Here is a 20,618-nt window from a genome sequence, read left to right as displayed (position 1 = left end):
CCAGCACTGCGCGGACCAGCGCCCGAGCAAATCCTTTTCCGTTTCCAGAGCAAGGTCTTGAGCCTCCGTAAACGAGCGTTGCACAGCGTAGCCTTTGTAGTCTTTTCCATTGCCTTTTATGCAATGGCCTACTATGCCCTTGAGACCTGGCGCCCGGGAATCCTTGCGGCGCCCGAAGGCATAGATGGCAACAGTCTCTCCGCTGCGGTCGGAATCTTCACTGCGATTGTAATGCTTGCTTATGCCGGCGCCAATGCTGTAGCCGGCGGTTCGCTGAGTGCAGATCCGTGGCGGGCGGAGCGCAAGCGCTGGCGTCAGCCTTCACGCAGTGCGCAGTCGCGCGCGCCGCAGTCGACGCGGATCATGGATGCGGAATTCGAGGAAGAGCAAAGCGGGAAGCGACGCGCTGATGCCGAAGCGCGGGATTCACGGAAAGGCCGCTATGAAGAAGAGGCGCGAGGGCCGCGGCGCAGACGAGGCGGTCGCCGCCGACGTCGACCAGGCCATGGATCGCCCGACGAATGAGCCATCCAGCGCAAAGCGCGCTTCACATACGCTCGGCGGATCAGGCGCAGGAAGCTGCACGATGGATACTGCAAAGCGCTCAAGAACGCCAGTCGCGCTTGCTGCTTTTCTCCGGCCAGCTGGGGGCCGGTAAGACCACAATCATACGCCAGCTGGCTGCTCTGTTAGGCATCCAGGACAATGTAAACAGCCCCAGCTTCAATCTCCTGAATGTCTATGACGCCGCCGGCCTTCGGCTTTTCCACTATGATCTATATCGACTGGGCTCGCCGGCAGAGCTGGAACAACTGGACTTTTTGGAACGCTGGCAAAATCGCAACAGTTCAAATGAATGGCACTGTGTAGAATGGCCAGAGCGCGCCGGCCGGGTTTGGCAGGGCGGTTCCGGAATGCTATGGATCAATATACAAACGGGCGTCCTCGAGGAGGAGCGCCGCTTGAGCATCTTTGATGCGCCGCCATCGCTTGAGGGACATTTTGTCTGATCTCTGCCTGACATTGGACGCTTGCGGTCGCTTCTTGCAGTGTGGCATCTTTGCTGGGAAGGCCATCGGCGTCCATAGCGAGCTGGCCCCGCGCGAATCCTTTCAGCGCTTGATACCGAGTCTTCAACAATTATTGAGCAGTCACAATGTACGACGTCCGGATTGGATTCTATGCGGCCGAGGCCCGGGCTCCTTTACTGGCATTCGCGTGACCCTGAGCGCCGCGCGCACCCTCGCCCAGGTATGGGAGGCGCCAGTACTTACGATCAACAGCCTGCACTATTATCTCTATTCTGCCATGCTGCAGAATGATCACGGCAACGCTGCAATTCTGCTGGATGCGCGCCAGGGTCGCGTCTACGCAACAGCCGCCGACACAATCGAGTGGTTGACGCCGCCGCCGACGGTAGACGCGCCCCCGCTGCTCTGGCTGGAACAGGTCGACGCCGCCTGTCGCCTGTACACGGATGATCTGGGCGCAGTGCGTCCGCTGCTGGAATCGCGCCCCGATCTGCAACAACGGCTAGAAGCCATGCCCGAACCGCGGCTGGCAGACCTTTTTCGCCTGGCAATTGAATTGGGCGGCAAAGACGCGGCGCGACACTGGTCGCTGGCGCTGCCAGAATACCTGCGACTCGATCCAGCGCACGCGCGCTACCCTCAGGGAATCAACCAACTATGAGTATCATTGCAAGATTGTTGCGTTTTCTAGAGCGCCGCGCCGGCGAGACTATCAAACTTGCCGACCTTTTCAAACACCTGCAGGGCGACGATGCGCGGCCTCGCTCGCACAAGTCTGGAGGCAAAGGCAAGCTCCAGCGCAAGGATCGCGATGCGGACAGTCGGCGCTGGCAGCGCGCCGATCTGGAGGCGGCGCTTGCGGCGCTGGTCGAGCTTGGCGTCGTCCATTTGAGCGGCAGCGGCGTAGTGGCCCGCAAACCCTTCCTCTTTCGCGGAAAAATCTCCTTGAGTCCGCGCGGCATGGCCTTCGTGGCCTTGCGCGGCGCCTCTCCGACGGCGCGCGAAGTCTTTGTCGCCCCCCAGGACCAACGCGGCGCTTTGCCCGGCGATGATGTGCTGTTGCGCCTGACCGATCGCAGCCGGGATCGTTTCGAAGGCGTGGTGTCGGAGGTTCTGCAACGCGCGCGGCAGCTCTACCGGTTGCGACTGGAGGGACCTCCGCGCAATGGTCTGGCCCCAGGCGTAGTGCTCGATGCGCCCGGCAAGATTGCCGCCTGCGCCGATGTGCGCCGCTTGCCAGCAGATACCCTGGCGCGGCTGAAGACCGATCAGGTCGTAATTGTGAAGCTCAGCGGTCGACAGGTGCGCTACCAGGGCGCGCACTTTCAAGAGGCCATCTTCCAGCGCTTTGAAAATGCCAACGACATGGATGCCGACTATGCTCGCATCCTGATGAAATATGACATCGATCCCGTCTATCCCGACGAGATTGAGCTGCCCGGCGAATTGGATCAACCGACGCCGGATCGCGTACACGATTGGAAAAAACGCGCCGATCTGCGCCAGCTCTACACCATCACCATCGATGGCGCTGATTCCAAAGACTTCGACGACGCCCTTTCGCTGCAGCGTAACCGCAGCGGTCTGTGGAAACTCTTTGTGCATATTGCCGACGTAAGCCATTATGTAAAGAAGGGCGGGGCCCTGGATCGCGAGGCCGCGCGTCGGGCGACCTCCTGCTACCTGGCCAACCGGGTGGCGCCGATGCTGCCGCCGGTCCTTTCCGAGAATCTCTGCTCGCTGGTAGCGGGTAAGGATCGCCTGGCGTTTACTGCAGAGATGCATATCGATCCAGGAACCGGCGCCATTCGCAAGGCCGAGTTCTACAAGTCAGTGATCCACGTTAATCGAAGACTGACCTACGACATCGCCGAAACGGAAATCGACCAGGAAGCGCGCGGCGAGATGCCCCGCGGCAAACGCGGCGACAGCGATCTGGCATCCGATGGCAGCGCTCCCGGAGAACCGTCGACCCTCACGCAACTCTGGAATCTGGCGCTGTTACAGCGACGCCAGCGCATGGCCGCCGGTCGCATCGACCTCGATGTCCCGGAATCGAAAGTGCGCATTGGCGCGGACGATCGCATCGAAGCCATTGACCAGCGAGCGCGGCTGAAATCCAGCATGCTGATTGAAGAGTGCATGCTCTCCGCCAATATCGCCGTCGCCGAAGCGCTGCGCCGCAAAAAATCGCCTACGCTATTTCGCGTTCACGAGCCTATGGACGAGGCAAAGGTGCTCAACCTGAACGCATTTTTCGAATCCTACAATGTCCCCTTCACAATCAAGGACAGCAGCAGCAAACGCATTCAGAAGGCTATTGAAGCCGTGCGCAAACACCTGGGCGGAGAGAAGCTGGAACGCGTGTTTCACATGACGCTGCTGCGCTCCTTCATGCAGGCCTCTTATCGCCCGCAGGCCCTCGGACACTGGGGCCTGGGCTTCCGCGACTACTGTCACTTTACCTCGCCGATCCGACGCTATCCAGACCTTGTCGTACACCGTTCGCTGGAGGCCCTGCTCGCGCGCAAAAAGCCGGCCTATTTGCCGGAAGAGGTCGAGGAGCTGGGCTACCATTGCAGCGAGCAAGAACGCAACGCAATGGATGCGGAGCGGGATCTATTTAAACTTAAAGTAATGCGCTATCTTGAACAGCGCGACTTACGCTCATTTCGCGGCGTTATCACCGGCTTTAAGCCCGATCGAGTCTTCCTGGAAATCAGCGATGCGCCGGCGGAAGCAGTTGTTGAAGCGCAGCATCTAACCAATGAACGCGAACTGCCCTTGCCCGACCGTTTCTCGGTCTATGTCAAACGCCTGGGCCGCCCGGCGCTGCTTGGCGAAGAATGGGACCTGGCCCTGGAGCGACTGGACTTTGAGGAGATGCGCATCTATTGCCGACCGCTCCTTGCCAGTGCAAAGGGAAAATAGCGGGCAGCATCAGCGAGTGGCGCTCCGCAACGGACCTCAGTCCAGAGGCCACTGCGGCACGGTTTGAATGGCTCGCTGCTGTTCTCCCTCTGTGACCGGCGGCCTGCTGCGTCCGTCGCCCTGGCGGCGCTCTGCGGCCACTACCGAACGCCACCAGGCTTGCGGCGCCTCAGCGCGCAATGGCTCCTGCGCCTGGCCCAGCAAGGGCAGAAACAACTCAACGCCAAGCGCAGGCGCCTGCTGGAAGACCGTCTCCGCCGGATCGTCCCAGCTGTGCATTGCCAGGTTGAAAGTGCTCCAGTGGACTGGCATGAAGCGTCGCGCACCCAGCAGACCGAAGGCGCGCAGCGCATTTTCAGGACCTAGATGGATGTTGCCCCAGGAAGGATGGTAGGCGCCGACTTCCAGCATCGCAACATCGAAGACGCCCAGTCGTTCCTTGATCTGTGTATACTGAGTGCTCAGACCTGTATCGCCGCTGAAGAAAACGGAATTTTTCGGGCCGCGAACTGCGAAAGACGACCACAAAGTAGAATTACTCAAACCTGGACCGCGTCCCGAAAAATGCTGCGCCGGGGTCGCGGTAACCTGAATGTCGCTGCCCGCTACGGTCGCGCTTTCCCACCAGTCGAGTTCGATGATGCGCTCGGGCGGCACGCCCCAGGCTTCCAGATGGGCGCCCACTCCCAACGCCGTGATAAAGGGCGACTTGCCGCGCGCCAGTTGCAGAATGGTCGGGTAGTCGAGGTGATCGTAGTGATCGTGAGAGATCAACACCGCATCGACTTCCGGCGTCTGTCGCAGCGCGACCGGCGGGCGATGAAAGCGCAAGGGACCAACCAGGGCAAAGGGCGAGGCGCGGTGGCCAAAGACCGGATCGGTGATCAAACGCACACCGTCTATTTCAATGTATACAGTTGAATGACCGAGCCAGGTCAGGCGCAGCCCGCTTTGCGGCTTTTTCGTCCACGGCTCTCGCGGATCTTCCATCGGCAGCGGAGCGCCAGGAGTGCGCCACTGACCGCCCCACAGAAAGTCGCCAATGCCAGGACGCTCCTCGCCGCGGCGCAAACCCGGCAGCTGCGGATGGATATTGCGAAAACCGCCGTCCCGCCAGAGCTTCGAGGCGCGCATACGTTCCAGGCGTAGACCGGTCGCCCTCTTGCCAAAGCTGCGAGTCATAAAACTTGTGACCTCTTCTGCATCGCCTTTCTATAACGCGGCCGCCAGTCGCTGGCGGTCGACTTTCCAATGGCCTTCTTGAAAAATCAATGCAGTTGAAAGCGCCGGCAACTGGCTGGCAGGACCGCGCGGCTCAGGCAAAGAGTTCCTGCCAGGCGGCGCTGATGCTGCGGCTTTTCATGAAGGCCGTGCCTATCAAGACGGCATCGGCGCATTCCTGCACAGCGGCCAACCCCTTGCGGTCCTCTACCCCGGACTCGGCTATCAAAATTGCGTCCGGGCGCAGTCTGCGCAGCGCTGGCGCGATGCGCGCGCTCAAACTCAAATCCATTTGCAGCGTATCCAGATCGCGATGGTTGATGCCAATCAAGCGCGCGCCGGCCTCGGCGGCAAGCGCCGCCTCGCTTTCGTTGTGCACTTCAACCAGAGCCGCAAGGTCTTGCGCCGCAGCGGCGGCCAGCAATCGGCCAAGACTCTCCTCGTTCAGAATGCGCACTATCAGCAACACTGCGTCGGCGCCGGCCAATCGCGCCTCAAGGATTTGTTCCTCCGCAATGATAAAGTCTTTGCGCAGCAGCGGCAGGCCAGCCTCCGCGGCCGCGGCAAGATGTTGCAGGTCGCCCTGGAAAAACTCGCGGTCGGTTAGCACGGACAGTGCGCTGGCGCCGCAGCGCCGGTACTCCTGAGCCGCGGCCGCTGGATCATAGTCCGGACGAATCAGGCCCATCGAGGGGCTGGCCTTCTTGCATTCGGCGATGACGCGCAGCGCTGCGCCGGCGGGGCGTCGCAAAGCGGACTCGAAGTACGTTTGACCAAGGTGAGGACGCGGACTGGCCGCCAGCGTTCCCGAAGACCGTAGCGCTTGAAGTTCGCTGCGTTTTGCGGCAACAATCCGCTGCAGAAGACTGGCGCCGGAAAGCGCAGAAGCGCTCACGCGTTGAGCGCCTCTGCCTCCGATTCAAAGATCTCGAAAAGCGAGGTTAGTTCGATGACATCAAAAATACGTTTCACCGAGGGGCGAATGCAACAAAGCTTGAGGCTGCCCTCGCGCGAGTTGAGTTTACGCAAGGTGGCAATGCAGGCCCGAAAACCAGAGCTGCTCATATACTCCACCTTTTCCATGTTCAAGATAAGGTGCTGCGCGCCGGCATCAATCAATTTGCCCAGCTCCTTCTCGACTTCGTTGGCCACGGAGACGTCCAGTCGACCCTCCAGATAGACTACGAGCTTCTCGCCGACTTTCTTTGAATTCAACAAGGTTCTGGCCCCCGACGCCAATGGAACGGCGGTTCAGTGGGCCCCGCGGGCTGGCGGCATGTCAAGAAAAAGGGGCCTTGATGGTCCCCTTTTTGCGAATGCATTGACCCAGGCCAGGAGCGTCGCATCTTTCGCTTGTGTCCTCCGTCAGTCGCTCCGCCGGACTTCTCATCATTGATGCGCACGCCATGGCCTACCGCGCTTACTACGCATTGCAGGGTCAAAATCTCACACACCCGGGCACCGGACAGCCGGTGCATGCGATCTTCGGCTTCTTGCGGATGTTTGTGAAACTGCTGCTGGACTATCAACCGGAACATTGCGCCGTAGTCTGGGACGCGCCGGGCAAGACCTTGCGCGACGATCTCTACTCAGAATACAAAGCCACGCGTAAGCCGATGCCGGACGATCTGCGTCCGCAAATCGACGAAATCAAGGAATTGTGCCAGCGCGCCGGCTTTGTCAATTTGCAGCAAAGCGGCTATGAAGCGGACGATTTGATTGGCGCACTTGCTCATCGCTTTGGTAAGAAACGCCGGGTGCTCTTGATTACCGGGGACAAGGATTGCTATCAATTACTCAACGACAACGTCACCATGTTGCGCGGCGCAAAGGGCGTAACGGAATTTACAGAAATAACTCCGCAATGGGTGCAGCAGGAAATTGGCGTCAGTGTCGCTCAGATTCCGGATTACATGGGGCTGGTGGGCGACGCCTCGGATAATATTCCAGGCGTCAAGGGCGTCGGCGCCAAGACGGCGGCAAAACTATTACAGGCCTATCCGACTCTCGAAGAAGTCTACGAGCATGTGACGGAGGTCGAAAGCAAGTCCCTGCAACAGAAGTTGAGCGAGGCGCGCGACCTGGCGTTTCTGTCGCGCGACCTGGCGACGATCCGCACAAGCATTGCCCAGATTGATGAACTGGATGAAGCAAAGCTGGCGACCCCGGACATCACGGCGGCGGAGCGCATCCAGCTCTTTCGCCAGGAGGGCTACAACGCAATCTATCTTGAATTGCGCAAAGCCGCTGATCGGCGCGCGGCCAGCGCAAATGCTGCTGCTGCGCCGACAACCGGCGCCCCTGCAGCAGCCGGCGCGCGGCCCAGAAAGAGCAAGAAAAAGCCCGACGCAGAAGGCGGCCTCTTTGATCCGCCTCCAGCAGCAGAGGTCGCGGCGACTGAGGATTTGGCCGGCGCCCCGGCAGCGCTTGATTCTTTCTCCGATTTTGCCAGCGCCCATGCGGCAGGCGCCCTTCGCTACCAGCTAGTCAGTGATAGCGCACAGTGGCAGCGCTGTCTGACCGAGCTACAGACCGCAATCGAGCAAAGCGGAATTCTGGCCATTGACACCGAGACCGATAGCGCCGATCCGATGCGCGCCCGGCTGGTCGGCATTTCTCTGTCTGCGCTCCCTGGCCAGGCTTGGTACATCAACGCCCCGCCCGCCGGGACGCCCTTTGCCAGCCAGGGTTTGAAACCCGAAGACCTCTGGAAGGACCTCGGCCGCCTGCTGAGCGCGCCGGGCTTGCGCATCGTCGGACAGAATATAAAGTACGACTATATTGTTTTGAAGCGTCATGGATTTACCATCCCGGGCATCTCCTTTGATACTATGATCGCTTCCTATTTGCTTAATCCAAATGTTCGCCGCAACAATATGGACGATCTTGCGCTTGATCAACTGGCATACAACACGATCAAGTACGAAGACATCGCCGGAAGCGGCCGCAACAAGATCACATTGGATCAGGCGCCGCCAGAGAAGGTGGCGGACTATGCTTGCGAGGATGCGGACATCACTCTGCGCCTGCATCATTGCCTGGCCCCGCAGATTGACAGCAAAGGCTTACGGCCCGTCAATGAACAGATCGAGACGCCGCTGATTCCTGTGCTGGCCTCCATGGAAATGACCGGCGTAGCCATCGATCCGCAGTACTTTGCGCAATTGGCCAAAGAGTACCACAGGGAGATCGCCGCTCTGGAAAAGCGCATCTTCAAAGAAGCTGGCTACCAACTGAACCTGAATTCAACTCGCGAATTGCAGAAGCTGCTGTTTGAAGATCTCAAGCTGCCGCATGGCAAAAAGACGAAAACGGGCTTCTCAACCGACCAGAGCGTCCTGGAGGAGCTGAGCGGCGTTCATCCGATGGTCGACTGGATCCTCGACCGTCGTAAACTGGCAAAGCTGCTGGGCACCTATATTGAAGCTTTGCCAGAGCAAATTCATCCGCAGACTGGACGCATCCATACCAGCTTCAACCAGACAATCGCCGCCACCGGACGTCTGTCTTCTGTAGATCCGAATCTACAAAACATCCCGATTCGCGAGGAGGCCGGTCGCGCCATACGTCGCGGATTTGTCCCCGCGCGCGGCAATCGATTGCTGAGCCTGGACTACAGTCAGATCGAATTGCGCATCATGGCGCATTATTCCGAAGATCCGTCGCTGATTGAAGCATTCACCAAGAAAGACCTGGATGTTCATGCGCGCACCGCCGCGTCGCTTTTTGATGTCGCGGAAAGGGATGTGACCGCAGATATGCGCGCCCGGGCCAAGGCCGTCAATTTCTCCATCATCTACGGCGTCACCGAATTTGGCCTTTCGCGAAATCTGGGAGTTGCCCGGGAGGAGGCGCGCGGCTACATCGATCGCTTCTTTGAGCAGTACCCGGGCGTGCGGCGCTACATGGACGAGACAGTGGCCTTTGCCGAAAAACATGGCTATGTCCAGACCCTTTCCGGTCGCATTCGACAGATTCCAGAGATCCAATCCTCCAATCGATTTCGCCGCGAAGGGGCGGCTCGCACCGCAATCAACACGCCCATTCAAGGCGCCAGCGCCGATATCATCAAGATGGCGATGCTGCAGATTCATGAGGATATGCGCAAAGCCGGCGTGCAAAGCCGGATGATATTGCAGGTGCACGATGAGCTGCTTTTCGATGTTACACCGGATGAAGCCGAGATGATCCGTGACATCGCCCTGCAGCGAATGGAGCGCGCCGCTGAGCTGCGGACTCCGCTGCGCGTGGATTGGAAATTTGGCGATAACTGGGACGAGGCGCACTGAATTGCAAAGCTGGCAGCGGCCGCGGCAGGCGCGGCGCCGGCCAATCAGCGAGCGCCTGTTTCTACCATTCCCGCTTTGACTGCAAACTTAACCAGGTCCGCAGCCTTGTGAAAATCCAGCTTCTTCATAATGTTGGCGCGGTGGACTTTTGCGGTACGCGGTGAAATCTGCAATGCCCGGGCCGCTTCCTCGTTGCTTTTTCCCTGAGCGATCAACTTCAGAACCTCGCACTCGCGATCCGTAAGCAGCGCCAGCGAGCCGCTACGATTGCTGGCTTCGAGCGAAGGACTCGAACGTTCGGTAAGGCGGCCGGCTACGCGCGGACTGAGATAGGTCCCGCCCTGTCGAATTGCTTGAATGGCCTGCAATAGATCATCGCCTGCGTCGTCTTTGAGTACGTAGCCCTCGATATGCTGGCTGCGCAGCTGATCGATGAATTCGTTGCTGTCGTGCCGCGTCAGCATGATGATCTTGAGCTGCCGGTTCTGTCGCCGCAACCGACGGGCCGCTTCCAGCCCGCTCATCCGCGGCATGGAGATGTCCATGATAACCAGGTCAGGCTTGATTTCCTGAATCTGTTCGCAGGCGCTTTGTCCGTCGCCAGCCTCGCCCACAATTTCAAGATCACTCTGCCGGCCTAGAATATGACGCAGGCCCTCACGTACGATGACGTGATCATCGACCAGAAAAAGACGCACCTTCTTCATCGATTGGCCTCCCGCATGCTCGCCAGCGCGTCCGCGCCGAGATAGCCCAATCGAGTTCCGCTGCGCTGCAGCGCCTCCCGGCAAAAGCCGAGATCATAAACCCGGATGGACGAAAAACAAAAAAGCCCCCGGCATCCGGGGGCTCTTCCGACCTTTTCGGCCGCCGTTCGCATTTTTTTCTCTCTTCCTTTTTTTTGAACGCTCAAAACTCAGATAACACATGTTGCATGCGCAAGGCCTGTTTGCGGTCTTCTGCATAACGGACCCATGTCTGCGCTTACTGCTCTGCCCCTTCTGATTCTTGCCTGTGCTGCCTTGTTGCAGCTTGCGTACCCGGAGAACGGTTTTTGAAAGAAAAATATCTGAAGCAGGGGAAACGGATCGCTGACGGGGGAAATCGAGCGTATTTCCCATCGGCCAGAGGGCGTTCAGGCCCGCGCTTGACCGGAAGCCGCTTCGGCAATCGGACTGAGGCCAAGAATTGAACTATTTTGAGTCATTTCTAGTCTTCATAGATGGCTTTTGTTTCATCCATGCATCAATATAGTTCATTTCGGAATTTTAAGAAACCTGAAATCTCTGGAGCCTTTTCCCTTGCGCTGCAGCGCGGCAGGGGTCTCAGCTTCTCCTGCCGGGCCAATGCGTGCCCGTCAGGGTCGGCCGCGATGGAAACAAGGACAGCCTGCAGCTCCGGAAAGGTCGACCTGGGCGGTCGGTTCGACGAACGCCCGGCCCGCTTCGGGTTGCTCATCGTGCTGACGCTGCTTGCTGCCCAGTGCGCTGCCTCGCGCCTGCTTCGCTCCGAACTTGACGATGCCGCAATTACAGCAAGCGTCTTCGCTCGCATTGCACAGGACCAGGAGAGCGATGCCTCCTCGGTTCAAGTGCTTACCGACGAAGGCGAAGTCTATCTGATTGGCCGGGCTGCCTCGGAGTCAGCTTTGCGGCGCTTTGAGGACTACGCTCGCCGATCCACCGGAGTCTGGAGCGTCATCAATCGGATGCGCCTCGGCGATCGTCGCTATACTAGCGCCGATGCCGATCGCAACTTACGGCAACAGATCAGCGAATCGCTGGCGGCAGAAAGCGATCTGAAGGGTCAGAATATCAAGATTGTTGTCTACGATGGCGAAGTGTATCTGATTGGACGCGTCGCCGCCGACACACAGCGCGTTCGCGCTGTGCTGGCGGCCCAGGAGAGCGAAGGCGTGCGCCGCGTGTACAACCAGATCAAAGCAGGGCCGCGGATCTTTTAGCACGCCCGCAATTGGCGCGTCGCGAGGGGCCGGTGGCTGCGGATCCTCCCTTCCTCAGCCGCGACTCAACTGCTCCAGATCTTCAATCCATTCGCCCAGCCGCGCACTGAAATACTGACGCTGTTCGGCGGTCATCATTTGGTCGATTTTCAGCGCCAGATCCTTGAAGCTGCGCCGCCAGCGGAGGACAGCCAGCCGGTAGTAATTGGGGCGGCTGGCTTCAGCATGCAGCAACCAGGCGCGAAGCAAGGCGTCGGTCCGGGCGCCCCGCTCTGGAGATTGCAACGCTGCAAGCAACTGGGCCTGTCGTTCGCGATTCATTTGCAATCGCAGCGGCGTCTCATCGGGCATGGCCCGGGCGATCTGACCAAGCTCGCCTTTCTGGTCCTGCTGCAGACTGCCCAACCATTCCTCTACAGATTCTACGGTCTCCTTTGCGCTGCGTTCAGTGCGTTCTTCCGGCGACAATGCCGCCTTTTGCGCCAGCTCTTCGTTGTAGTCTGCCAGGCGATCGGGAAGGTCTTGCAGCTGCCGGTCGCCAAGTCCCAGCAGCAGCAAGCGAGCATCCGGGTAGATTCGAATCATCAGCGCGTTGCGAAAGCCCGTCATTTGCTGTTGCGCCCAGTCAAGATCCGCTTCCTGTAGACCGCGTTGCACTCGGCCGCGAAGGTCGCGCAAGAATGCGCTGTAGGCTGGCAGCTGGGTCGTTCGATGCCACCGGTAGTGCGCCTGGATTTGCCGCCGGACCCATTGCTCCTGCTGATCATCAAATGCGAAGACCCGGTCCAGACGATAATAGAGCAAGGTATCGGCCTGACGATAGGCGGTCCTTACAACAACCCGGGAACAGTTGCCGGCCAGCAGGCCGCACAGCAACAAGACCGTAACGCTCAGCTTGCGCAGCTTGTAGCGCGGCCGGGTGTCGCAGACGCGAGCTATGCTCGCCCGGCCTGGAAAGTCTGCGATGATTTTAGCGAGGGTTGCGTTCTGGCTCTTCATCTAGTCCTCAGTAATTCGGCGGCGCGGCTTTCAGCGGAACTGAAGTCCTGCCTGAGCGCCGAAGGCCGCGATCCGCTTGATCCGCCAGCCATTCTAATCCAGGCGCACGGCATGGAACGCTACCTCAATCTCTGCCTCGCCGGTTCGGACGGCGCGACCTTTGGCATTCAGTACCTGTTTCCCAATCGTCTCGTACAATGCATTCTTTCCGGATTGGAGCAAGTTCATTTTCCCTTTGATAAGGAGGCAGCGCGCTTTGCGCTGCAGGCGCTGCTGCTGGAAGACGCGGCCGAAGCCGCCTCTGGCGCCCTGGCGGACTACCCGGGCGATGGACCCGATCAAGCGCGCCGCCGCGACCAGCTGGCAGGCGCCCTTGCCGAGGTATTTGATCAGTATCTGAGTCATCGACCGGATTGGATGCTGGCCGATCGCGCCGCCGTCCTTGCTTCCCAACCGCCGATTGAGGATCTTGACTGGCTCTGGCAGCGGCGCCTCTGGGAAAAATTGATCCAACGCTATCCGGAGTTTGCCCTGCCCGATCGGTTGCAGCAGTGGCAGGCGCTGCATCGCGCTGGCCAGCATTCGGCGCCTTTCACAGGAAATCTTTACTGCTTCGCGATCTCCTATCTCCCGGAGATCCATTTGCGCATTCTAGTTGAACTTGCACAACGACGCGACGTTCATCTGTTTACTCTCTCTCCTGGTCTGCCGGATTTCGCTGCTCAAAGCGGCGCCATTCGCCTCCGCGATTTTCTGCAACGACTTTCGCGTGAGAAGTTCAGCAGCTGGCGATGGCTCGATGACGCGCAGAAGCGACCATTGAGCCCGCTGCACCAGATAGCGGCGGCAATGGAAGGCTTCGCCATTACGCCCCACGGCGAAGGCGATCCTCTGCATCTATCCCGGCGTGTACAACTGCACAGCTGCCACACGCCGTTGCGCGAGGTTGAAGCGCTGCAGCTCTGGCTGTTGCAACGCTTTCAGGAAGATTCATCGCTTCGGGCAAGCGACGTCCTGGTGATGGCCCCGGACATCAATCGCTACGCCCCCGCATTGCAAGCGGTCTTTCGCAAGGCCGGGTCCGCTTCGATGCCAATCAGCGTTGCCGACCGCACGGCTGCGCCGGAGCGCGAGGGCCTTGAACTGCTGCTGGCCGCCCTGCAACTGCCGGGCGAACGCTACCGCGCAGGACTGCTGACCGGCCTGCTGCAACATCCCTTGCTTGCGCAGCAGTTTGGCTATCGACCCGAGTTGGTCGATGAATATGTGGCCGCCGCGCATATTCGCTGGGGCGCAGACAGGAACTTTCGCCAGTCCCGGCGGCCGGCAAATCAGCATCCAGGCAGCTGGCGAGAAGGCCTTGATCGCTTGCTGCTGGCCTGGTCTACAGAGCAAGCCAGGGAAGGCAGTCCGCCGCTCAACACGGAAAACATCCGAGAACTTGCGGCCATGGCCGCAGCCGTCGATGCCATACTGGATTCCACCCGGGGCATGGAAGAATTGTTGTCCGCCGCAACATGGACCGAACGCCTCTTGCAGATGATCGAAGCGCTGCTGCCCGCTTATCCGCAGCGCCTGGCGATCGAACGGGCCATTACTCGATTCAAGACAATGGCGCTGCGTCTGCAGCCCTCGCTTCCGCTGTCCGTTGATTGCATTTCCGCATACTTACGGCGTTTCGCCGTCGAGAGTGCAGCCGGCAAGGGATTCATGTCAGGCGGCATTGCCGCCTGTACCATGATGCCCATGCGCAATGTACCTTTCAGGATTGTTTGTTTGCTTGGCATGGACGAAAGCTCCTTCCCCCGCGGGCGCCGAACCATTTCCTTTCATTTGCTGCAGCGCTATCCGAGAGCCGGCGATCCCTCGCGCCGCCTGGAGGATCGTCTGCTTTTTATGGAGGCGCTGCTGGCGGCCGGCGACTGGCTCTACCTCAGCTATTGTGGACAGGATGCCGCTGGCGCGAAGTTGCTGCGCGGACCTTCGACGCTGATCGATGAGCTTTCTACGGCACTGGGTGCGAACGATGGACAAACGTTGCTCGATCGTCAAACGCTGCATCCGCTTTACGCCTGGGACCGACGCTACTTCATCAGCGGACGATTGCCAGGCGATTCCTTGCTGCCGCGCGGGACCTCGCCGCGATTGCTGGAGGCGGCGCGCAGCGTCACAGTCGCCGGTCCGCGTCGCTCAGCTCAGATTGTCCCAGGCAATTCGGCGCGCAAGACAGGCGCTAACCTGGTCGGGCCGCTCAATCTGGGCCAGTTGCTCGATGCGCTGCGCAATCCGGCAGCTCGTTACCTGCGCAATATCGGACTGCGGCTCAGCCCCGCCGATCGCCTCAGCGAAAAGCCAGGGAGCTGCCGCGAGTGGGAACAACAAAACGAATCTCCCTGGCGCGCCGATCCGTTGCAGCAGTATGCGCTGCGCGGCAGCATTCTGCATTGGTTGATTTCCGGGAAAAGCGTCCAGGATGCAGTGGAGGATGCGCTGATCGATGCCGCCCTTCCTGCGGGATGGAGCGGTCGACAAATCGCGCAGCAACTCTGTGCCGAGGCGCAGCACTTGCTTGCGGCAGCGCCTTCCGGCATGCGCGCGACAGTTCTGAAACTTTCGAGACATATTGGCGATGCACTGCTGGAAGATGAGCTGCCAGTCCTGGAGGGCGACGGACGGCTGCTACTACTCAACCATGGCGCTATCAATGCGCGGCGAATTGTGGAGAGTTGCCTGATCTACAGCGCGGCGGGCTGCGAGGGCGATTCCTATTTTTTTTCGCGCGAGTCTGAGGCCTCCATGCTCCGCATTCGCGGCCAGGCCGGCGAAGACTTGCTGCGCTTTGCGGTGCAATTCTACCATGGACTCGAGCAGGAATTTTCGCCGCTGTTCTTGAAGAGCTCGTTGCGCTACTACCAGAGCATTCAAATGGAGGGCGCAGACCGGCGTAGCGCGCAGCAGAAGGCGCTGGCATGCTATCTTCCATCCTTTACAGGAGCTCCTGGCGAGGGTCAGACGCCCGAGCTGCGTTTGCTATTTCCGGACCTTGCGCCGCTGGCTGAATCGTCGCCCTGGTTGCCGCAATTTGAGGAGCTTGCTCTTCGATTCTGGTCGCTGCTCAGTCAAACAACAACGCTGCCGGAGCTATGGAAATGATCCCGGCGCTGGATCCCTCAAGTTGTCCGCTGGATGGACTGAATTTGATCGAGGCCTCCGCCGGCTGTGGCAAAACGCACGCTATCACGCGACTTTGGTTGCGCCTGCTTCTGGAAGCAAATTTGCGACCGGCGCAAATTTTGACGGTTACTTTCTCAGAAGCTGCCGCCGCCGAATTGCGCTCGCGATTGCATCGCACGTTGCGCGAGGCGCTTGAGGACGGCGCTGATAGCTCCGATTTGCAGACGGTAGTGCAAAAAGCCGTCCAGCAGCAGGGACGCGCAGCCGTTCGGCAAATTCTTCAGCGCGCGCAACATGAGTTCGAAGAGGCGGCTATCTACACCATCCACGCCTTTTGCGCAACAACACTGGAGCAAGAGGCCCTGGCCAGCGGGGCGCCAATTGAAGTGCGCGTTCAGCCCGATGAGAGCTCGCTGCTGGCGGAGGCGGCCTTTGAATTCTGGGATCGGTTGATGCATTCCAGGGCCGAACAGACTGCCGCAGCTGCGCTCCAGAATCTGCTTTCGCCGGAAATACTCTATGACCTGGCAATGCAATGGTCGCGGAGGCCTTCCCTCCAATTGTTTGGTTTGCGACCGGAGGCGCTCCAGCAAGAAGCAGCCACGCCGCAGGACGCCTTGCAAATCTACAGTTTGCAGCAACTGCAGCTGTGGCTGGATCAGGCGCCGCAGTACATCGCAGGCGCGGCGACGCGACGCGGCGAACAAACCTATCGCGATATGCTCGGTCGCCTGGCAGCAGCGCTGCGCGACGATCGCCGCGGGCCCGGGTTGCGCGAGGCGCTCTGGCTGCGCTATCCGGCGGCGCTGGTAGACGAATTTCAGGACACCGATCGCCTGCAGTGGGAGATTTTCGCGGCGCTGGCGGAGCGCAGCACGCTGTTTCTGATTGGCGATCCGAAGCAATCCATCTATCGCTTTCGCAGCGCAGACTTGCCGACTTACTTTTTGGCTCGCGACCGGGCGCAGGCTGCCCAGCGACTCTACGGTCTCCATGCCAGTCGTCGCTTCAGCGAAGCAATGACCCGCGCCCTCAACGCGATCTTTGCCGAGCGTGACGGCGCGGCGCCGCCCTTTCTGCATGAGAAATTGCCATCGCCGCCGCTGCAATCTGCGCGACCGTCTTCGAGCACTGAGCCGGCAGCGGCGCTTCAGATTCAGCTGCTGTGGCCGCCGGATGGAATGGATGGGCAATGGAAAATTGCGGATCTGCGTCGCCGGGCAAGCGTCCTTGCGGTACAGGCTATCGCCGCTGAACTCAGCAATGGCCGGCCGCCGCATGAAATTGCAGTGCTGACACTCAAACATTCGGAAGCGGAAGAACTGGCCGCCGACCTGCGCTCAGCGGGCATCGCCGCCGCGTTGCGTCGTCGCCAGAGCGTATTTGGCGAGCCCGCGGCTCTGGAGCTGGCGGCGCTGATGCACGCGATGCTGGCGCCGGAACAAATCGGCCTGGCCCGCCGGGCTTTTGTCACTGCGCTCTGGGGACTGCGCTTCACCGACCTGGCGGATGAAGGCTTGATGGAGGAATGCCTCGCTCAGTTGCGCGCCCTGGAATCCTGCTGGCGCACGCGCGGCGCGCTGGCCTTTTCGATGGAGCTGCAGACCCTGCGCCAGATGCATCGCCGGCTGGCCGGCGACCGCGAGGGACTGCGCTGGATTGCGAACCTCGGCCACCTTTCCGAGCTGCTGGAGACGTCGCCCGCTCAAAATCCCCGCGAACAACTACGGTGGTTGGAAGCCAGGATTGCCGCCGGTCGTGATGAAGAAGACAGCGCCATTCGACAGGAAAGCGAAAGCCCCGCCGTTCAATTGCTGACAGTACACGCCAGCAAGGGTCTTGAATTTCCCTCGGTCTACATTCCGTTTTTCTATGGCCCAAGTGCAAGAAGGGATCGCCACTGGATTGTAGCTGACGACCTGCTGCCCGATCTCGCAACGGATCCAACCGCGCCGCAATCGTATTGCGCGCCAAGCTGGCTGAAGGATGCGCTCGATCGGCCGTGGGCCGATGCAGCGACTCTGAAGAGGGCGGAAGAAAGCGGCGCCCTGCAGGAACGTCAGGAACGTATTCGTCTGTACTACGTAGCGCTTACCAGGGCCCGGGAGCGACTGACGCTCTTTGTGGGCCCCGCTCGCGATGCATTGCACACGGCCCCGGCCCGCGGAAAAGCTGTGGCGCGCGACGCCGCCACACACTTGCTGTTCTGGCGGCCCCTGGCGCGCCCGCCGGCTGCCCGCGAGCAACTGGTCGACGCCCTGAACAATTTGCAGCAACTTTCCGACGGAGCGATCCAGATCCTGGATTCCCGCAATACGCAGAGCGCTCCGTCGCCATTTCCGATCTCCGCCGCCAGCAGCGTCGAAGAAGAATACGCCCTGGGCGCCACGCCGCAGGTATCCGTTGGATTGCGCTGGACCAGCTTTACCGCCGAGTACCACCGGGCGCAGCAGCAACAATCGATGTCTACCCTCAGCGACGACGCCCGCGACCTTGATCAATCGCCTTTGCCGCCGGCAGCTGAAGATCCGGCTGCCCTCGCTGCGACTCGCTTCAACATTGAACCTTCTGCTTCCGAAGCCGGGGCGGTTGGCCTGCATGGATTTCCCTCCGGCGCCAGCGCTGGCATATTCTTTCACAGCTGGTTAGAGTCCATACTGCAGCTCGAAGATCTCAGAGATACGCAGAAGCTTCTAGAAATCACGCAACGAGAGCTGGCATCCTACCGGCCATTGCATACGCACGACCTGATGCAACGCTGGCTGAAACCAATGCTGGCAATGCTGGAGGCCCTGTTGCGTCGCGAACTGGCGCCAGGCCTGCGCCTCCGGGATCTGCCGCGCCGCGACCGTAGCGCCGAAATGCGCTTTCAATTTGCCGATGCCGGCCAGCGCGACGTACAGTGGATTGGCGCCATTGACCTTACGCTGCGCTGCGGCCAGCGCTACTACCTGTTGGACTGGAAATCCAATCGATTGGGTCCAGACTTCGCCGCCTACAACGCCGACGCCCTGGATCGAGCCATGCAGGACGGCGGTTATCTGCAGCAAGCTCAGGTATATTGCGCCGCGCTGCGGCGTCTGCTGCGACAATCAATCGTCGACTATCAGGATGAGCGACACTTCGGCGGAGCGCTTTACGTTTTTCTGCGCGGCATCAACCCGGAAGCAGCCGACGACGATCGTAGCGGGCTGGTGGCGTATCGGCCGGACGCAAACGCTGCAGCGCCAGGCCTGCTGAGCGGGGAGACGCCATGAAGCCAGAAGCGCTTGCTGATCAAATGGCGTCGCTCTGCGCGCGTCTGCATCAGGAAAGCGTCGGCGATGCCGAAGGCGCTGCTTTCCTGATGGAAATTTGTGCGGAGCTTGGCCGGGCGATGGATCAGGGCAATGTCTGCCTGCCGATGGATCATGCCAGGCAATTGCGACTTTCGATGCTGGCCGCGTCTGCGGCCTGGGCGGAGGCGCCAGCGCTGGCAGAGCTGCAAAACGAACCATTGCCCGCTCCCTTGCTGTACTACCGGCAAATGCTCTATTTTCGCAGACATTTTCTTCAGGAACGAAGCGTTGCCCAGGCGCTGGCGCAACGGCTGCAACAAGCCACAGCGCCACATATTGCCGTGCTCCCGCCTGAACATGCTGGAGGAATTCAACTGAGCAGCGAACAGAATGCTGCGGTGCAACGTTCGCTTTCTTCTCCAATTCTGGCGGTAAGCGGCGGTCCGGGCGCCGGCAAGACGCGAACCGCAGCAGCAATTCTGGCAGCCAGAAAGCAGCGACAGCCGCAAGCGCGCTGTGCGCTACTTGCGCCCACCGGAAAGGCAGCGGCGCGCCTGAATGAATCGCTGGTCCCCTTTGTCGCCGTCGCACCTGCTTCGTCGCCCATTGCCCAGACCGTCCACCGTTTCCTCGGCGCGCGTCCGGATGGCAGCTTTCACTACAATGAGCAGCGAAAGGCGCCGATCGAACTCTGCTTGATTGACGAGGCATCGATGCTGGATCTGGAGATGCTGGCCGCCTTGCTGCGCGCCCTGCCCTCCAGCACGGCGCTGGCCTTCTTCGGCGACCGCGACCAACTGGCATCGGTGGAAGCGGGCGCCGCTTTTGCTGAACTCTGTCGCGCTCCGGCGATGCAGGGCGCTGTGGCCTTGCTATCGCAGAACTTTCGATTTTCTGATCAAAGTCAGATAGCGCAACTCTCCTCGCTGGTCCGCCAGGGCCAGCGCCAGCAGTGCCAGGCGCTGCTGCAGCGCTGCCTTGATTTGCCAGAAATGTTCGATGATTTGCTCTGTGCAGGCTCTGATAGCTCCGAATTGCGGCGCTGGATCGTCGATGGTTACGGACCTGCATTGAAGGCGACGTCTCCGGATGAGGCGCTGCAGACGCTGGATCAATTTCGACTGCTGGCCGTTACACGCAGCGGACCGGCCGGAGTGGACAATCTCAATCGCTTTGCCCTGGAAAGTTTGCGTCAGGCCGGTTACGCGCAAGCCCTTCCATCGCCGGCGTTCTCCGGTTGTCCGATCTTGATCCTGGAAAACAGTTATGAACTTGGCCTTTTTAACGGCGATAGCGGCGTTCTCTTTGCCGATTCGCAGGGGCGCATACGCGGATGGTTTCGACGCGGAACGGAACTGAAGAGCCTTCCGCTGCATATGCTTCCGCGCTTTGAAGCAGCCTTCGCTATCACCGTGCACAAGAGTCAGGGAAGCGAATATGAAACCGTGCTGATTGTAGCGCCGGATCGACCGGACTTGCCATTATTCACACGCGAGCTTTTCTATACTGGCCTGACTCGCGCCAGCCGACGGGCAATTCTGTTTGGCCCTATCTCAACCTTTGTCCAGTCTGTGGATCGCCAAACGGAACGGGCCTCCGGACTGGCCAGTATGCTTGCTGATCTGCTGGCGGATGGCCCCGCTGTGACGGCGCAGGCCAGCAAGGTCGGCCCTGGAAAAGCCAACAAAAAGGCCCGCAAGAGCAGAAGCTCCGGCGGGCCTCCCTGATGTGC

The 20,618-nt window shown here is 60.1% G+C and carries 14 protein-coding genes; 9 read left to right on the top strand and 5 right to left on the bottom strand.

The window, feature by feature from the left end:
- Positions 1-57 precede the first annotated feature (57 nt).
- The 4 genes from K1X75_01970 to K1X75_01955 are packed head-to-tail and all read left to right on the top strand — an operon-like array spanning position 58 to position 3,962.
- Entirely contained in the window at positions 58-525 is a 468-nt protein-coding gene (locus K1X75_01970; GenBank protein MBX7056804.1) for a hypothetical protein, read from the top strand.
- Complete coding sequence (gene tsaE, locus K1X75_01965; protein MBX7056803.1) at positions 522-1,010, top strand: tRNA (adenosine(37)-N6)-threonylcarbamoyltransferase complex ATPase subunit type 1 TsaE; 489 nt, start codon at positions 522-524, stop codon at positions 1,008-1,010. Before K1X75_01970 ends, tsaE begins: the two co-directional genes overlap by 4 nt.
- Positions 1,003-1,692 carry a tRNA (adenosine(37)-N6)-threonylcarbamoyltransferase complex dimerization subunit type 1 TsaB gene (tsaB, locus tag K1X75_01960; protein ID MBX7056802.1) on the top strand — a complete coding sequence of 230 codons (690 nt, stop codon included), beginning with the start codon at positions 1,003-1,005 and terminating at the stop codon, positions 1,690-1,692. Before tsaE ends, tsaB begins: the two co-directional genes overlap by 8 nt.
- Entirely contained in the window at positions 1,689-3,962 is a 2,274-nt protein-coding gene (locus tag K1X75_01955; GenBank protein ID MBX7056801.1) for a VacB/RNase II family 3'-5' exoribonuclease, read from the top strand. Before tsaB ends, K1X75_01955 begins: the two co-directional genes overlap by 4 nt.
- A 36-nt stretch (positions 3,963-3,998) precedes the next feature.
- On the opposite strand, the gene K1X75_01950 is transcribed toward K1X75_01955, so the two are convergent.
- The 3 genes from K1X75_01950 to K1X75_01940 all read right to left on the bottom strand — a co-directional run bounded on the left by K1X75_01950 (position 3,999) and on the right by K1X75_01940 (position 6,401).
- A complete protein-coding gene (locus K1X75_01950; GenBank protein MBX7056800.1) occupies positions 3,999-5,144 on the bottom strand; it encodes an MBL fold metallo-hydrolase in 1,146 nt (381 codons plus the stop codon).
- 133 nt (positions 5,145-5,277) lie between these two features.
- Complete coding sequence (locus tag K1X75_01945) at positions 5,278-6,078, bottom strand: indole-3-glycerol phosphate synthase TrpC (protein MBX7056799.1); 801 nt, start codon at positions 6,076-6,078, stop codon at positions 5,278-5,280.
- A complete protein-coding gene (locus tag K1X75_01940; protein MBX7056798.1) occupies positions 6,075-6,401 on the bottom strand; it encodes an STAS domain-containing protein in 327 nt (108 codons plus the stop codon). Before K1X75_01940 ends, K1X75_01945 begins: the two co-directional genes overlap by 4 nt.
- A 188-nt stretch (positions 6,402-6,589) precedes the next feature.
- Here K1X75_01940 and polA point away from each other — a divergent pair, with 188 nt between their 5' ends.
- Entirely contained in the window at positions 6,590-9,472 is a 2,883-nt protein-coding gene (gene polA, locus K1X75_01935) for a DNA polymerase I (protein MBX7056797.1), read from the top strand.
- Positions 9,473-9,516: 44 nt separating this feature from the next.
- Here the strand turns inward: polA and K1X75_01930 are convergent, their stop codons facing one another.
- Positions 9,517-10,179: a response regulator transcription factor gene (locus tag K1X75_01930; GenBank protein MBX7056796.1), complete on the bottom strand. Its 663-nt coding sequence runs from the start codon at positions 10,177-10,179 to the stop codon at positions 9,517-9,519.
- A 665-nt stretch (positions 10,180-10,844) separates the two neighbouring features.
- Here K1X75_01930 and K1X75_01925 point away from each other — a divergent pair.
- Complete coding sequence (locus K1X75_01925) at positions 10,845-11,435, top strand: BON domain-containing protein (protein MBX7056795.1); 591 nt, start codon at positions 10,845-10,847, stop codon at positions 11,433-11,435.
- A 54-nt stretch (positions 11,436-11,489) separates the two neighbouring features.
- Here K1X75_01925 and K1X75_01920 read toward each other — a convergent pair whose 3' ends face one another.
- Positions 11,490-12,239 carry a hypothetical protein gene (locus K1X75_01920; GenBank protein ID MBX7056794.1) on the bottom strand — a complete coding sequence of 250 codons (750 nt, stop codon included), beginning with the start codon at positions 12,237-12,239 and terminating at the stop codon, positions 11,490-11,492.
- On the opposite strand from K1X75_01920, the gene K1X75_01915 reads away from it, so the two are divergent.
- From K1X75_01915 to recD, 3 genes are read left to right on the top strand one after another with little or no spacing between them, the layout of a single operon-like run.
- Entirely contained in the window at positions 12,186-15,587 is a 3,402-nt protein-coding gene (locus tag K1X75_01915; GenBank protein ID MBX7056793.1) for an exodeoxyribonuclease V subunit gamma, read from the top strand. The two genes, K1X75_01920 and K1X75_01915, sit on opposite strands and share 54 nt — an antisense overlap.
- A complete protein-coding gene (locus K1X75_01910) occupies positions 15,578-18,865 on the top strand; it encodes a UvrD-helicase domain-containing protein (GenBank protein MBX7056792.1) in 3,288 nt (1,095 codons plus the stop codon). Before K1X75_01915 ends, K1X75_01910 begins: the two co-directional genes overlap by 10 nt.
- Complete coding sequence (gene recD, locus K1X75_01905) at positions 18,862-20,613, top strand: exodeoxyribonuclease V subunit alpha (protein MBX7056791.1); 1,752 nt, start codon at positions 18,862-18,864, stop codon at positions 20,611-20,613. Before K1X75_01910 ends, recD begins: the two co-directional genes overlap by 4 nt.
- Positions 20,614-20,618 lie beyond the last annotated feature (5 nt).

Source organism: Leptospirales bacterium (assembly GCA_019694655.1).
Classification (GTDB): Bacteria; Spirochaetota; Leptospiria; order Leptospirales; family Leptonemataceae; genus SSF53.
Note: the sequence above shows the minus strand (reverse complement) of the source record. Positions and strands in the feature narration are given on the sequence as shown.